This window comes from Mesorhizobium sp. M0207 (assembly GCF_040321995.1).
Classification (GTDB): Bacteria; Pseudomonadota; Alphaproteobacteria; order Rhizobiales; family Rhizobiaceae; genus Mesorhizobium.
In genome coordinates, this window is sequence record NZ_JAMYSQ010000031.1 from 1 (window position 1) to 13,514 (window position 13,514).

The window sequence follows — 13,514 nt, forward strand, 5'->3', positions numbered from 1 at the left end:
AATACGGATAAGGTGTTCCACGGACGGCTCCCTTGTTTGAGATCTCAACGAACTCATTCTGGCACATCCGATGCCGTCGGGCGCCGTCCACCCCATCATGCCGCGCCCTTGAGGCGTTGCAAGGGTGCAGAATGCTGCTCCGCCGCATTATTCGGCCAAGGTCACGGAATGGGTCCCAGGGTCTCCGCGACGGAGCTTCGCTCCTGCTCCGCCCTAGGACGACGAAGTTGAGAGCCTTCCTCGAATATTTTAAGAAAATTTGCGTCTGATTCTACAGGTTTAACCGACCGGTAACATTAACGCGCTTTAATCACACTCAGTTGTACCGGGTCTGTGCGGGTTAGTGCGATGCAATTCAGTGTTTTGAAGGCAAACGGACGCAATCTGGCGCGTGGCTGCGCCGTCCTCATGATCGCAGGCGCTGCGACGGGGTGTAGTTCCCAGGTGGCGCGGTTCAACAGCGTCGATGACGTGTTCACCGCCTCGACCAACAACCAGCGCGCCATCATCGACAAGCAGGATGCTGCCCAGCCCTATCCGGGCGATGTTGCGGCCGCGCCGATCGACGGCAGCCACACCCAGTCGGTCAGCCGCTCAAGCCTCGAACCGGTTACGGCGCAGCAGTTGCCACCGCCGGCTCCCGCCCTGGCACCCGCCGCCCGCCCGGTGCGTACCGCTGCCGCGCCGGCGATGGCGCCTGCCGCTCCTCGTGTCGACAGGACGGCAACCGGCACCGTCGCTCCGGCGGCAAGGCCGTTCAAGAACGCCGAGCCCGACGCGCCGCGCATGGCGACGGCCGCCGGCGCACCGCATGCAACCGAGATCGTCGTCAAGGACGGCGAGACCATTTCCGGCCTGTCGCGGCGCTACGGCGTGCCGGCCGATGCCATCATGAAAGTCAACGGGCTGAGCGCGACCAAGGGGCTGAAGACCGGCCAGAAGCTCGTCATCCCGGCCTATGCGTATTCGAGCAACGGCGCCACGCCGAAAGTCGCCGACGCCAAGCCCGCGAACGGCACCAGGCACGACCAGCCGGCCGACGCGCCGGAGAAGGTGGCCGTGCTGCCGCAGCAACCGAAGCTCAGGGAAGGCAAGTCTGCCGCGCAGGTGGACGCCTCGGCTGCCGCGAGCCAGCCGAAGGATGGAAAGGCCGCGCCCAAAGTGGCTTCGGCGACGGCCAAGCCAGCCGGTGCCGGCGGCACCTACACGGTTCAGCAAGGCGATACGCTGTCGGCCATCGCCAGAAAGACCGGCGTCGGCGTCGTCGCGTTGAAGCAGGCGAACGGCATGCAGGATGGACTGCTCAAGATCGGCCAGACCCTGAAAGTGCCGGCAGGCGGAACCGCTGTTGTCGCCGGTGCGAAGCCGGCAAAGGTCGATCCGGTGACGACGGCCACCACCCAGCCGCCTGCCAAGGCCACGCCGACGCAGACGCTCGCCTCCTACACGCCGCCAAAGAAGGACGCGAAAGTCATCCAGCAGGCCGAGGACGACGATGCGGTGGCGCCGGACGCAACGGGCATCGGCAAGATGCGCTGGCCGGTGCGCGGCCGCGTGATCTCAAGCTTCGGCGGCGGCAAGGACGGCGTCGACATTGCCGTGCCCGAGGGGACGCCGGTCAAGGCAGCTGAAAACGGCGTCGTCATCTATGCCGGTGACGGCCTCAAGGAATTCGGCAACACGGTGCTGGTACGGCACGAAAACGGTCTGGTCACCGTCTACGGCCACACCAGCTCGATCGAGGTGCAGCGCGGCCAGAAGGTCAAGCGCGGCCAGGAAATCGCCCTGTCCGGCATGAGCGGCACCACCGACTCGCCGAAACTGCATTTCGAAGTGCGCAAGAACTCGGCGCCGGTCGATCCTTCGACCTATCTCGAATAGACGACGAAAGCGATTTGCGGGCCACCTGACCTTCAGCCCGGCGAGGAAGTCCGCTCCGCAAGGTGCGGGCTTCTTCTGTTGTTAGTCGTTGAGCGGCTAATCCTTGAGCGGCTTGCCGAGCCGGCCTGCCAGATCCTGGGTGAACTGCCAGGCGACGCGGCCCGAACGGCTGCCGCGCGTCGTCGCCCATTCCAGCGCCTCGGCGCGCAGCGTCTCGGGATCGATGGCGAGATCGTGATGGCGGACATAGCCGTCGATCATATCGAGATATTCGTCCTGCGAACATTTGTGGAAGCCAAGCCACAGGCCGAAACGGTCCGACAGCGAAACCTTTTCCTCGACCGCTTCGGACGGATTGATCGCCGTCGAGCGCTCATTGTCGATCATGTCGCGCGGCAACAGATGCCGCCGGTTCGAGGTGGCGTAGAAGATGACGTTGGCCGGGCGGCCCTCGACGCCGCCCTCAAGCGCTGCCTTCAGCGATTTATAGGACGTGTCGTCATGGTCGAATGACAGGTCGTCGCAGAACAGGATGAAGCGGAAGGGTGCTGCCTTCAGCAGGCCCATCAGCTTCGGCAGCGTGTCGATGTCTTCGCGATGGATCTCGATAAGCTTGAGCGGCAGATCGAGCTTGGCCGAAGCGTTGACCGCGGCGTGCACCGCCTTGACCAGCGACGATTTGCCCATGCCGCGCGCGCCCCACAACAGCACGTTGTTGGCGGCATAGCCTGACGCGAAGCGCTCGGTGTTGTCGACCAATATGTCGCGGACGCGGTCGACCCCGCGGATCAGGCCGATGTCGACGCGGTTGACCTTGAGCACCGGCTCCAGATAGCCGGGATCGGCCTGCCAGACGAAGCAATCGGCCTCGCCCAGGTCGGTTTGCGGCACCGGCGGCGGGGCGAGGCGGGCGACCGCCTCGATCAGGCGGTCGAGCTTCTGGCTCAGGGTATCGATGGTGCTGTCGGTCATCTCTTGTCTTTTTTGTCTCGCGTTCAGGATGGTGCGGCAGGCCAACCTACCTGATTTCAGCGGTTTCGAAACTCGTCCCAAGCATTTGTTCGGGCATGATCTTTTGCGGAAACCGAGCGTCGCTTTTGGGGATCACCCTCTAACACGGCTCACCAGGCTGGAAAAGCAGCCGATTTGCCCGGCGGCGCAGTTGCATTGGCAACGTTACCGACTATATTCCGGCCAAATTTGGCGGGGCCGTCAAATTCTCAGAACGGTTAAGGCGGCTGTTTTTAAAATTCAGGAGTACCTCGATGTTCGTGACACCGGCATACGCCCAAGGCATCGGCGGGGACTCGTCCGCAATGTTTATCCAGATCGTGCCGTTTGCTCTGATTTTCGTGATCATGTATTTTCTGATCATCCGGCCGCAGCGCACGCAGCTGAAGAAGCGCGGCGAGATGCTGGCGGCGGTTCGTCGCGGCGATACCGTTGTCACCGGCGGCGGCTTGGTCGGCAAGGTGACCAAGGTGATCGACGATAACGAGCTGGAGATCGACCTTGGCGGCGGCACCAAGGTGACGGCGCTGCGCTCGACGATCGCCGACGTGCGCGTCAAGGGCGAGCCGGTGGCAAATCAGAACGCCAAGAAATAACCGAATTGAAGGCGGAACGCTGCCGCTTGTACGCCTGAACGGATAAGAACTGATGCTTTATTTTTCGCGCTTCAAGATGATCCTGATCTGGCTGGCCGTAGCCGCCACGGTGGTCCTCGCTGCGCCCAATCTTTTCTCGGCAAGCACCTTGGCCCAACTGCCCAGTTGGGTGCCGAAGCGGCAGATGACGCTCGGCCTCGACCTGCAGGGCGGCTCGCACATCCTGCTCAGGATGGATCCGAACGATCTGATCAAGGATCGGCTGGAGACGACGCGCGACGAGATCAGGACGCTGCTGCGCGATGCCAAGATCGGCTATACCGGCCTTGCCGGGTCGGGGCGCACGGTGCAGGTCCGCATCACCGATCCCGCACAGATCGACGCCGCCAAGAACGCATTGAAGCCGTTGACCAATCCGGTGGCGGCCGGCCTGTTCAGCGGCGGCTCCATCCAGGAGATGACCCTGGATGATTCCGAGGCCGGTCAGCTTAAATTCACCGTCACCGATGCCGGCATCAAATACCGTACGTCGACGGCGCTGACCCAGTCGATCGAGGTTGTCAGCCGTCGTGTCAACGAACTGGGAACGACCGAGCCGATCGTGCAGCGGCAAGGCGACGACCGCATCCTTGTGCAGGTGCCTGGTTTGCAGGACCCGCAACGGCTGAAGGAAATTCTCGGCCAGACCGCCAAGCTGACCTTCCAGATGGTCGACCAATCGATGCCGGTGCAGGATGCGCTGAACGGCCGTCCGCCGCCGGGGTCCTCGGTGCTGTATTCGCAGGACGATCCGCCGGTTCCGTATCTGATCGAGAACCGCGTCATCGTTTCGGGTGAAAACCTCGTCGATGCCCAGGCGACGTTCAACTCGCAGACCAATGAGCCGGTGGTTTCGTTCCGCTTCGATTCCAAGGGGGCGCAGCGGTTCGGCCAGGCGACAGCGCAGAATGTCGGCAAGCTGTTTGCCATCATCCTCGACAATCAGGTGATTTCGGCGCCGCGGATCAACGAACCGATCCCTGGCGGTTCCGGCCAGATATCGGGGAATTTCACTGCCGAGAGCGCCAACGATCTCGCCGTGCTGCTGCGCGCCGGCGCCTTGCCGGCGACCCTCACCGTGATCGAGGAGCGCACGGTTGGCCCTGGCCTCGGCCAGGACTCCATCCATGCCGGCAAGGTCGCCGGCATCATCGGCTCGATCCTGGTGGTGGCGTTCATGTTCGTCGCCTACGGTTTCCTCGGCTTCCTCGCCAACATCGCGCTGGCGGTGCATGTCGCGATGATCGTCGGGCTGCTGTCGCTGCTTGGCGCGACGCTGACCTTGCCGGGTATCGCCGGTATCGTGCTGACCATCGGCATGGCGGTCGATTCGAACGTGCTGATCTATGAGCGTATTCGCGAGGAGCGACGTGCCGGCCGCTCGGTGATCCAGGCGATCGATACCGGGTTCAGCAAGGCGCTGGCGACCATCGTCGATTCCAACGTCACTTCGCTGATTGCCACCGTGGTGCTGTTCTACCTCGGCACCGGGCCGGTGAAGGGTTTTGCCGTCACCTATGCCATCGGCATCCTGACCACGGTCTTCACCGCCTTCACCTTCACCCGCCTGCTGGTGTCGATCTGGCTTCGCCGGGCCCGGCCGAAGGAGTTGCCACGGGCGCCGGTGACCTTCATTCCCCCGGGAACGAAAATTCCGTTCATGGGCATCCGCCGCTGGACGTTCACACTGTCGAGCGTGCTTTCGGTGCTGTCGGTCATCGGCTTCATGACCATCGACATCAATTACGGCATCGATTTCAAGGGCGGCTCACTGATCGAGGTGCAGTCCAAGGCCGGCAATGCCGATCTGGCCGACATCCGCGGCAGGCTGACGGAACTCAATATCGGCGAGGTGCAGGTTCAGCAATTCGGCGAGCCAAACGACGTTCTGATCCGCGTCGGTACCCAGGAGGGCGGCGAGAATGCCGAGCAGACCGTCATCGACAAGGTGCGCGGCGAGCTGCAGGACCAGTATGATTTCCGCCGCGTCGAAGTGGTCGGGCCGACGGTCTCGGGCGAGCTTGCCAAGCAAGGCACCATTGCCATGCTGGTCGCGCTGCTCGGCATCCTGATCTATGTCTGGTTCCGCTTCGAATGGCAGTTCGCGGTCGGCGCCATCGTTGCGACCGTTCACGACGTGGTCATGACGATCGGCTTCTTCGTCCTCACCGGCCTCGAATTCAACCAATCGTCGCTGGCGGCGATCCTCACCATCATCGGTTATTCGCTCAACGATACGATTGTCGTCTATGATCGCGTTCGCGAGGATCTGCGAAAATACAAGCGAATGCCGCTGCCGCAATTGCTGAACAACGCCATCAACGAGACGCTGTCGAGGACGACGCTGACCTCGGTGACGACGATCCTGGCGCTGCTGGCGCTGGTGCTGTTCGGCGGCGAGGTGATCCGCTCGTTCACCATGGCCATGCTGTTCGGCGTCGTGTTCGGCACCTATTCGTCGATCTTTATCGCCGCGCCGCTGCTTATCCTGTTCAAGCTGCGACCGCAGGCCACAGCGTCGGACGAGGAAAAGCCGGTGGGCGGCGGCAAAGCCATAGCCACCTGACGGCTTGCCTCAAAAGTGGCCAAGGGCATCGTCATCCGCGAGGCGCATTTCCCCGGCCGCGCACCGATCGAGGCTTACGGCAACGGCGGCTTCCGTTTTGCCGACATGTCGCATCGCGGCTCGCTGCTGTGCCTGCCTTCGGGCATCTATGGCTGGGAGCCGGCCGATCCGCTGGCGCTGACGGCAGCGGATTTCGCCAAGCTGTTTAACGAGGCAGACAAGGTCGAGATCCTGCTGGTCGGCAGCGGCAAGGATCTGAGGCCGTTGCCGGCCGCGCTGCGTGCCGCGCTGAAGGATGCCGGCATTTCCGCCGATCCGATGTCGACCGGGGCGGCTGTGCGGACCTACAATGTGCTGCTGGCTGAAGACCGCGCGGTGGCCGCAGCACTCATCGCCGTCGACTGACGTGGCCGAAAACACCAAACTCGTCATGGAGACGGTGCGCGCCGCTGATCATGACCGCTACCTGACCGCGCTCTACGCGCCCGAAGACAAGCGGGACGCGCTGTTTTCGCTGTATGCCTTCAACGCCGAAATTGCCGGCATACGCGACCGCATCCACGAGGCGCTGCCGGGCGAGGTGCGGCTGCAATGGTGGCGCGACGTCATCGCAGTCGAAGAGGATGGGGCTGAGGTCGGCCATCCCGTGGCGGACGCGCTGAAGGCGACTATTTCCGCCCACCATCTGCCCAAGGCCGCTTTCGAAAACATGCTCGAAGCGCGCATCTTCGATCTCTATGACGACCCGATGCCGTCGCGCAGCGACCTCGAAGGCTATTGCGGCGAGACTGCCGCAGCACTTATCCAGCTTGCGGCGATGGTGCTCGATCCGGTCGAAGCACCGCGCTTTGCCGAGCTTGCCGGCAGGGCAGGTTGTGCGCAGGCGATGACCGGTCTGCTGCTTCTGCTGCCGCTGCATCGCGAGCGGGGACAGTGCTTTGTGCCGGCCGATATTTTGGCGGCGGCGGGATCCTCGCCGGAAGAGTTCGTTGCGGGCGATGGTGGGTCTGGAGCGCAACGCGCTGTCGCCGCGATGATCGCGCTGGCACGGGAACATCTTTCCGCCTTCGAGCAGGGGGCGTCCGTTTTGCCGGTTTCATTGCGCTCGGCGTTTCTGCCGCTGGCTCTTTCGGGCGCCTATCTCGACAAGATGGAGCGCGCCCGCCGCTCGCCTGTCAAGGAGGTGGCGCGGCTCTCTGTCCTGCGCCGGCATTGGCTCTTGTTCCGGCGCGCGACGCGGGGCTGGCCGGTCGCATAGAGGCTGCCGCGTAGCCAACCCGACCGTTATTCCGCCGCTTCCGCCCGAAAAGGCAGCCCCAGCCATTCGCGGCAGTCGGCGAGCGCGCGCGACGTTACCGCGTGCCGCTTGGCGACCGTCTTGTCCTTGCCACGCAGACGCTTGCCTTCGATCTTCGGCGCGTCCACCGGCGGGAACAGGCCGAAATTGACGTTCATCGGCTGGAAGGAGCGCTTTCCCGGCTCATCGTCGGAGACAATATGGCCGCCGGTGATGTGGTTGAGCAAGGCGCCGAAGGCGGTGGTCAAGGGCGGCAGCGACGGCGCATGGCCAAGCCTTTCGGCGGCGGCAAAGCGCCCGGCGAGCAGGCCGATGGCGGCGCTCTCGACGTAGCCCTCGCAGCCAGTGATCTGGCCGGCAAAGCGCAGGCCGGGCCGCGACTTCAACTGCAGCGACGCGTCGAGCAGCGTCGGCGAATTGATGTAGGTGTTGCGGTGCAGGCCGCCTAGGCGGGCAAATTCGGCGTGTTCCAGCCCGGGGATGGTGCGGAATATGCGCACCTGCTCGGCGTGCTTCAGCTTGGTCTGGAAGCCGACCATGTTGTAGAGCGTACCCAGCGCGTTGTCCTGCCGGAGCTGGACGACGGCATACGCCTTTACAGACGGATTATGCGCATTGGTCAGCCCCATCGGCTTCATCGGCCCGTAGCGCAATGTCTCGACGCCGCGCTCGGCCATCACCTCAATCGGCAGGCAGCCGTCGAAATAGGGCGTGCCTTCCCATTGCTTGAATTCGGTCTTCTGGCCGTCGACCAGCGCCTGCACGAAGGCAAGGTACTGCTCCTTGTCCATCGGGCAGTTGATGTAATCCTTGCCGGTGCCGCCGGGACCGACCTTGTCGTAGCGCGACTGGAACCAGCAGATATCCATGTCGATCGTGTCGAAATGGACGATCGGCGCGATGGCATCGAAGAAGGCGAGCGCGTCGGCGCCGGTCACTTCGGCGATCGATTGGGCGAGCGAAGGCGCCGTCAGCGGGCCGGTGGCAACGATAGCCTGGTCCCACTCCGCCGACGGCAGGCCGGGCACTTCCTCGCGACGAATGGTGATGAGCGGGTGCGCTTCGAGCTTTCTGGTGACCGCTTCGGAAAATCCGTCGCGGTCGACGGCCAGCGCTCCGCCGGCCGGCACCTGATGCGCGTCGCCGGCGCTCATGATCAGCGAACCGGCCAGCCGCATTTCGGCGTGCAGCAGGCCGACGGCATTGGTTTGCGCATCGTCGGAGCGGAAGGAGTTGGAACAGACGAGTTCGGCCAGCCCGTCGGTCTTGTGCGCGTCGGTACCGCGGACGGGACGCATTTCATGCAGGACAACTGGAACGCCGGCTTCGGCCGCCTGCCAGGCGGCTTCGGAGCCGGCGAGACCGCCGCCGATAACGTGAATGGGGTTCTTGTCCATGAGCGCCGAAATAGTCGCTTGGCGCGGGGATTGCAATTGCCACGCGGGAGAATGGCTGACGGGGGAAGCCGCCCCAAAACAACAACACCCGCCGGGGAGGAGGTCCGGCGGGTGTCGTTTTGTTGGTCGATCCTCGGGAGGAGGTGAAGATCGACCGTATTCGTCATCGCCGGGGAGGAGGTCGGCTTTGACGAAATTCCTTTCGCCATTTGAAAGGGCGCGAAACCCTTTTTTGAAACAGCGCCCGCCGGGGGAGGAGGTCCGGCGGGCGCCGTTTTTGTGGTCAACCCTCGGGAGGAGGTGAAGGCTGACCGTATCCGTCAGAGTCGGGGAGGAGGTCGACCCTGGCGAAATTCTTGTTGTTAGATCGCCCTGCGAGCGACCATCTTGATCTCGTCGCGGACGATGCCGAGATCGTTGAGCTGGCGGTTCGACAGGCGACCCAGCTCGGTAACCGTCTCGCGGTACACGCGCCAGTTACGATAGTTGCGAATCAGGTTCATTGTCGTTCTCTTTTCAAAACTGGTTCGGGCCATTTGCGGCCCGAAGGATTAGACCGCCTTGCGGGCGACGTAGTGAATGTCGCTGCGGCTGATGCCGAGATCGGTCAGTTCACGGGTGCTCAGGCGGCTCAGCTCGGACACGGTGTCCCTATAGCGGCGCCAGTTGCGATAGTTGCGGATCAGGTTCATGGTAGTCTCGTTTCGTCTTTCTTTCGGATCATTCCGTCTTTGTGTGCACCGTGAAAATAGGTGGGGTCATATCGATTTAAAAGCGCTATTGGTGCATGGCAGCAATGCAAATTGTGCAATGCAGCATTAACGCGCGTCCAGTTTTCCGCCCAGATCGGAAAATGCCGTTAGGTCAAACGCTTGGCCGGACGAGCTAAAAGAACCAAGGAAAGGGGGAGGGGCATGGCGAGCTATTCGTCGCGGGTCAGGTCGGATATCGCGCGATGGCAGCAGGCCGGCCTGATCGACGCGCCGACAGCCGAGGCTCTAACGCGCGACGTCGAGGCAAACGAACGCAAATCGCTGAGTTTCGGCTCGATCCTGGCGATGATGGCGGCGCTGCTGTTCGGCGCGGCTATCCTGATCTTTATCGCCGCCAACTGGGAAGTCATCCCGCGGCTGGTGCGGGTCGCGGCACTTTTTGCCGTTATCCTTGCCGGCTATGTCGGCGGCGCGGTGCTGAAGATGCGCGACCATGCGGCGATCGGCGAAGCACTGTGGATCGTCGCGGCGGCGGCATTCGGCGGTTCGATCGCGCTGATCGGCCAGATGTATCATTTGTCGGGCGACGAGGCCTCGGCCTTGATCACCTGGGGGGCCGGCACGGCGCTGGCGGCGGTGGCGCTGCGCTCAAACCCACTGACCGTCGCTGCCGTCGGCATCGCCGATGCCTGGCTGTTCCTGAGAGGGTTCGACTACTTCCGGCGCACGGAATTTCCGCATCTCTTCGTGGTCATGGCGCTAATACTGTTCGCCGTTTCGTTCTGGACGCGCAGCCAGGCGGCGCGCCACCTGATCATCCTGTCGGTCCTTTTCTACCTCGTGCTGTTGGCCATGGAATACGACACGCTGCAAGTCGCCATCCCGCTCGTTGCCGCGTCGGTGCTGCTTTTTACCGCTGCGATCTTTGCTGCCGGGCCGGTCGAGAGGGTTTTGCAACTCGGCGGCAGGTTGACCTTGCACGCGCTGATCGGCTTTCTCACCGGACTGGCGATGATCCAATTCGAACTGGCGGATGAAAGCAGCTACAATAGCGGCTTCGCCATTGCCTCGGCTGTTGCGCTGGCCGGCATCATCGCGGCGATCGTGCTGGGCGGCCGCGAGAGCCGGGGACTGCGCTGGGTTGCCTATGCGGGCTTCGCCTTCGAACTCGCCATCATCTATGTGGTGATGCTGCAATCAATGCTCGACACGGCAGGCTTCTTCCTTGCGGCGGCGGTGCTGCTCGCTGTTCTTGCTTTCATTATCATCCGCATAGAAAGGCGCATGAACGCCTCGAACATGACAGGAGCGGCGGCATGATGACCGGCAAAAGACTGATCATCTCGGCGCTGGTCCTGGCGCTCGTCCAGATCGGCTTTCTGAGCTGGATCATCGCCGGACGCGCGGCGATCCTGCGCGATGGCAAGCAGGTCCTGCTCAAGGTCGAGCCGATCGATCCGCGCGATCTCTTGCGCGGTGACTACATTCTGCTCGGCTACGACATTTCACGCATACCGGTGAAACTGATCGGCAACATTCCGGCCGGCAAGCTTTCCAGCGAGGAAACGTCGATCGTGGTCAGGCTGAAGCAGGGCGCCGATGGCTATTGGGGGCCGACCGCGGCCTGGTTCGGGCAAGCGCCGGCGCCGGCAGCATCCGATGAAGCCGATATCGTCGGACACGTCTCCGAGGGCTGGAATATCAGCCAGGGAGCAACGACGATCGCGCCGGAGTACGGCATCGAGCGCTTCTATCTGCCGGAAGGCGAGGGGATGGCGATCCAGAACGACATGCGTGTGCGGCCGTTCGGCATCCGCGTGGCGATTGCGGCCAACGGCACGGCGCAGATCAAAGCGCTGATGGATGGCGACAAGACACTATTCGAGGAGCCGCTTTACTAGATCGCGCTACGGCCTTGGCAATGATCCTCCTTCGCCAAGGCTTCGGAGGAGCTTCGAGTGGCCTGCCACCCCAAGCTCGAAGAGCGAAGGGTGGTGCGGATGAAGGGACTCGAACCCCCACGCCTTTCGGCACTGGAACCTAAATCCAGGGCGTCTACCAATTCCGCCACATCCGCATTGCCCGGCCAATCCCATGTAGCCATCATTCTGTCAATGTCAGAGCCCACATCGGCATCATTGGCCGGAATGCAAAGATGGTTGAAAATCAGCGTCGCCTGTGACAAAAGGCGTGTCGAATGTGACGGGACGCGACGATCCGCTTCTGCAGAATGTGATAAGAAGTAGGAAAAACAAAGACTTATTCACATTTTGGAGCGTATTTCTGGAGGATTTGTGCCGCGTTGAGCGGACAGATCGCCAAGTCCCGCACCAAAAGCCATTCCCGGCAAGATCATACCGGCAGGCTGTAAACGGCAGGGGCCGTTTGACGGCCTCATTGGTGGAAACAAAGGTTTTATGATGCAGGTCACCGAAACGCTCAACTCCGGTCTCAAGCGCGAGATCAAGATCACCGTGCCGGCCGGTGACATGGAAGCCAAGCTGATGGCGCGGCTCTCCGATGCCAGGAACAAGGTCCGCATCAACGGCTTCCGCCCCGGCAAGGTGCCGGTGCAGCATCTGCGCAAAGTCTACGGCAAGTCGTTCATGGCCGAAGTGGTCAACGAGATCCTCAATGATTCGACCCGTTCGATCATCACCGGGCGCGGCGAAAAGGCCGCCATGCAGCCCGAAGTGATCATGACCGAGGACGAGAAGGAAGCCGAGAAGATCCTGGCAGGCGGTGCCGATTTCGAGTTCCGTCTGAACTATGAGGTCATTCCGCCGATCGAGATCAAGGATTTCTCCGACATCAAGGTGACGCGCCAGGTGTTCGACGTGCCGGATGAAGAGATCGACGAGCAGGTCAAGCGTGTCGCTGAATCCGCCCGCACTTACGAGCCGAAGACCGGCAAGGCCGCCGAAGGCGATCGCGTGACCATCGATTATGTCGGCAAGATCGACGGCGAAGCCTTCGGCGGCGGCGCAGGCACGGATCAGCCGCTGGTGCTCGGCTCGAAGGAATTCATCCCCGGCTTCGAGGACCAGCTGGTCGGCAGCAAGGCCGGCGACGAGAAGCAGGTCACGGTTACCTTCCCGGAAAACTACCAGGGGGCGCATCTGGCCGGCAAGGAAGCCACTTTTGACGTGACGGTCAAGGAAGTGTCGAAGCCCGGCGCGCTTGAGATCAACGACGAGATGGCCAAAAATCTCGGCCTTGAATCGCTGGAGCGCCTGCGCGAGGTGGTGCGCGGTCAGATCGAGAACCAGTTCGGCTCGATAACGCGCCAGAAAGTCAAGCGGCAGTTGCTCGACCAGCTCGACGCTGCCTACTCGTTCGAGGCGCCGTCCAAGCTAGTCGAGGCCGAGTTCAACAACATCTGGAACCAGGTCAATCGCGATCTCGAAGCTGCCGGGCGCACCTTTGCCGACGAAGAGACGACTGAAGAAGAAGCGCGTGCAGAATATATGCGGCTTGCCGAGCGCCGTGTGCGTCTCGGTCTGGTTCTCGCCGAAATCGGCGAGAAGGCCGGCGTCACGGTGACGGACGAGGAATTGCAGCGCGGCCTGTTCGAGCAGGTGCGTCGCTATCCGGCCAACCAGCAGCAGGAAGCCTTCGAATTCTATCGCAACAATCCCGAAGCGCTGAACACGTTGCGCGCGCCGATGTTCGAAGAGAAGGTGGTCGACCATCTGCTCGGCCAGATTTCGGTCACCGACGTCAAGGTCAGCAAGGAAGAGCTGCTGGCCGACGAGGAGGATACGGATACAACCAAGGCCAAGCCGGCGAAGAAGGCGGCTGCGAAAAAAGCGGACACCAAGAAGGCCGACGACGACGCTGAAGAGCCGAAGAAAAAGGCCGCGCCGAAGAAGAAGGCCGCCAAGGACGCTGAATAACGTCCCTGCTGAATTCCGAAAGGCCGCCTTCTCGAGGCGGCCTTTTTCGTTGTGGCACAGACGCAACGGATTTCACGCATCTGGCGCTCGAGGTAGCGATATGAAGCTTTGATGATTA

The 13,514-nt window shown here is 62.4% G+C and carries 12 protein-coding genes and 1 tRNA gene; 8 read left to right on the forward strand and 5 right to left on the reverse strand.

Translation table 11 applies throughout. From position 1 onward, the window contains the following. Window positions 1-348 precede the first annotated feature (348 nt). A complete protein-coding gene (locus tag NKJ15_RS28450; RefSeq protein ID WP_352819148.1) occupies window positions 349-1,881 on the forward strand; it encodes a peptidoglycan DD-metalloendopeptidase family protein in 1,533 nt (510 codons plus the stop codon). 96 nt (window positions 1,882-1,977) lie between these two features. Here NKJ15_RS28450 and NKJ15_RS28455 read toward each other — a convergent pair whose 3' ends face one another. Beyond that, window positions 1,978-2,853 (reverse strand): ATP-binding protein, encoded by an 876-nt coding sequence (locus NKJ15_RS28455; protein ID WP_352614034.1) that lies wholly within the window; start codon window positions 2,851-2,853, stop codon window positions 1,978-1,980. Between the two features lie 293 nt (window positions 2,854-3,146). Between NKJ15_RS28455 and yajC the strand changes: the two genes are divergently transcribed. The 4 genes from yajC to NKJ15_RS28475 are packed head-to-tail and all read left to right on the forward strand — an operon-like array spanning window position 3,147 to window position 7,351. After that, complete coding sequence (gene yajC / locus NKJ15_RS28460) at window positions 3,147-3,488, forward strand: preprotein translocase subunit YajC (RefSeq protein ID WP_352451381.1); 342 nt, start codon at window positions 3,147-3,149, stop codon at window positions 3,486-3,488. Window positions 3,489-3,540: 52 nt separating this feature from the next. Beyond that, window positions 3,541-6,093 carry a protein translocase subunit SecDF gene (gene secDF, locus NKJ15_RS28465; protein WP_352819150.1) on the forward strand — a complete coding sequence of 851 codons (2,553 nt, stop codon included), beginning with the start codon at window positions 3,541-3,543 and terminating at the stop codon, window positions 6,091-6,093. Window positions 6,094-6,108: 15 nt separating this feature from the next. Beyond that, window positions 6,109-6,498 carry an Mth938-like domain-containing protein gene (locus NKJ15_RS28470; RefSeq protein ID WP_352500864.1) on the forward strand — a complete coding sequence of 130 codons (390 nt, stop codon included), beginning with the start codon at window positions 6,109-6,111 and terminating at the stop codon, window positions 6,496-6,498. Window positions 6,499-6,523: 25 nt separating this feature from the next. Continuing rightward, entirely contained in the window at window positions 6,524-7,351 is an 828-nt protein-coding gene (locus tag NKJ15_RS28475) for a phytoene/squalene synthase family protein (RefSeq protein ID WP_502906961.1), read from the forward strand. Between the two features lie 26 nt (window positions 7,352-7,377). On the opposite strand, the gene trmFO is transcribed toward NKJ15_RS28475, so the two are convergent. The 3 genes from trmFO to NKJ15_RS28490 form a co-directional block, all read right to left on the reverse strand. Further along, complete coding sequence (gene trmFO, locus NKJ15_RS28480) at window positions 7,378-8,787, reverse strand: methylenetetrahydrofolate--tRNA-(uracil(54)-C(5))-methyltransferase (FADH(2)-oxidizing) TrmFO (RefSeq protein ID WP_352819154.1); 1,410 nt, start codon at window positions 8,785-8,787, stop codon at window positions 7,378-7,380. Between the two features lie 362 nt (window positions 8,788-9,149). Continuing rightward, window positions 9,150-9,290: a DUF1127 domain-containing protein gene (locus NKJ15_RS28485; RefSeq protein WP_023678914.1), complete on the reverse strand. Its 141-nt coding sequence runs from the start codon at window positions 9,288-9,290 to the stop codon at window positions 9,150-9,152. 48 nt (window positions 9,291-9,338) lie between these two features. Beyond that, window positions 9,339-9,479, reverse strand: a complete 141-nt coding sequence (locus NKJ15_RS28490; RefSeq protein WP_091596947.1) for a DUF1127 domain-containing protein — start codon at window positions 9,477-9,479, stop codon at window positions 9,339-9,341. A gap of 222 nt (window positions 9,480-9,701) precedes the next feature. Between NKJ15_RS28490 and NKJ15_RS28495 the strand changes: the two genes are divergently transcribed. Together NKJ15_RS28495 and NKJ15_RS28500 are read left to right on the forward strand one after the other, a co-directional pair. Beyond that, complete coding sequence (locus NKJ15_RS28495; RefSeq protein WP_352819156.1) at window positions 9,702-10,820, forward strand: DUF2157 domain-containing protein; 1,119 nt, start codon at window positions 9,702-9,704, stop codon at window positions 10,818-10,820. Beyond that, on the forward strand, window positions 10,817-11,401 hold the full coding sequence (locus NKJ15_RS28500; protein WP_352500860.1) for a GDYXXLXY domain-containing protein: 585 nt from the start codon (window positions 10,817-10,819) through the stop codon (window positions 11,399-11,401). The genes NKJ15_RS28495 and NKJ15_RS28500 overlap by 4 nt, the downstream gene beginning before the upstream one ends. A 91-nt stretch (window positions 11,402-11,492) precedes the next feature. Here the strand turns inward: NKJ15_RS28500 and NKJ15_RS28505 are convergent. Beyond that, window positions 11,493-11,577 (reverse strand) — tRNA-Leu (locus NKJ15_RS28505). A 343-nt stretch (window positions 11,578-11,920) separates the two neighbouring features. Between NKJ15_RS28505 and tig the strand changes: the two genes are divergently transcribed. Beyond that, on the forward strand, window positions 11,921-13,396 hold the full coding sequence (gene tig, locus NKJ15_RS28510; protein WP_352819182.1) for a trigger factor: 1,476 nt from the start codon (window positions 11,921-11,923) through the stop codon (window positions 13,394-13,396). The last annotated feature ends 118 nt before the right edge of the window (window positions 13,397-13,514 follow it).

What these genes read in the sequence shown, in the direction of transcription:
- trmFO (WP_352819154.1), bottom strand. Translation starts at nt 8,787, where the DNA reads ATGGACAAGAACCCCATTCACGTTATCGGCGGCGGTCTCGCCGGCTCC.
- NKJ15_RS28500 (WP_352500860.1), top strand. Translation starts at nt 10,817, where the DNA reads ATGATGACCGGCAAAAGACTGATCATCTCGGCGCTGGTCCTGGCGCTC.
- NKJ15_RS28455 (WP_352614034.1), bottom strand. Translation starts at nt 2,853, where the DNA reads ATGACCGACAGCACCATCGATACCCTGAGCCAGAAGCTCGACCGCCTG.
- NKJ15_RS28490 (WP_091596947.1), bottom strand. Translation starts at nt 9,479, where the DNA reads ATGAACCTGATCCGCAACTATCGCAACTGGCGCCGCTATAGGGACACC.
- secDF (WP_352819150.1), top strand. Translation starts at nt 3,541, where the DNA reads ATGCTTTATTTTTCGCGCTTCAAGATGATCCTGATCTGGCTGGCCGTA.
- yajC (WP_352451381.1), top strand. Translation starts at nt 3,147, where the DNA reads ATGTTCGTGACACCGGCATACGCCCAAGGCATCGGCGGGGACTCGTCC.
- NKJ15_RS28495 (WP_352819156.1), top strand. Translation starts at nt 9,702, where the DNA reads ATGGCGAGCTATTCGTCGCGGGTCAGGTCGGATATCGCGCGATGGCAG.
- NKJ15_RS28485 (WP_023678914.1), bottom strand. Translation starts at nt 9,290, where the DNA reads ATGAACCTGATTCGCAACTATCGTAACTGGCGCGTGTACCGCGAGACG.
- NKJ15_RS28475 (WP_502906961.1), top strand. Translation starts at nt 6,524, where the DNA reads ATGGAGACGGTGCGCGCCGCTGATCATGACCGCTACCTGACCGCGCTC.
- tig (WP_352819182.1), top strand. Translation starts at nt 11,921, where the DNA reads ATGCAGGTCACCGAAACGCTCAACTCCGGTCTCAAGCGCGAGATCAAG.
- NKJ15_RS28450 (WP_352819148.1), top strand. Translation starts at nt 349, where the DNA reads ATGCAATTCAGTGTTTTGAAGGCAAACGGACGCAATCTGGCGCGTGGC.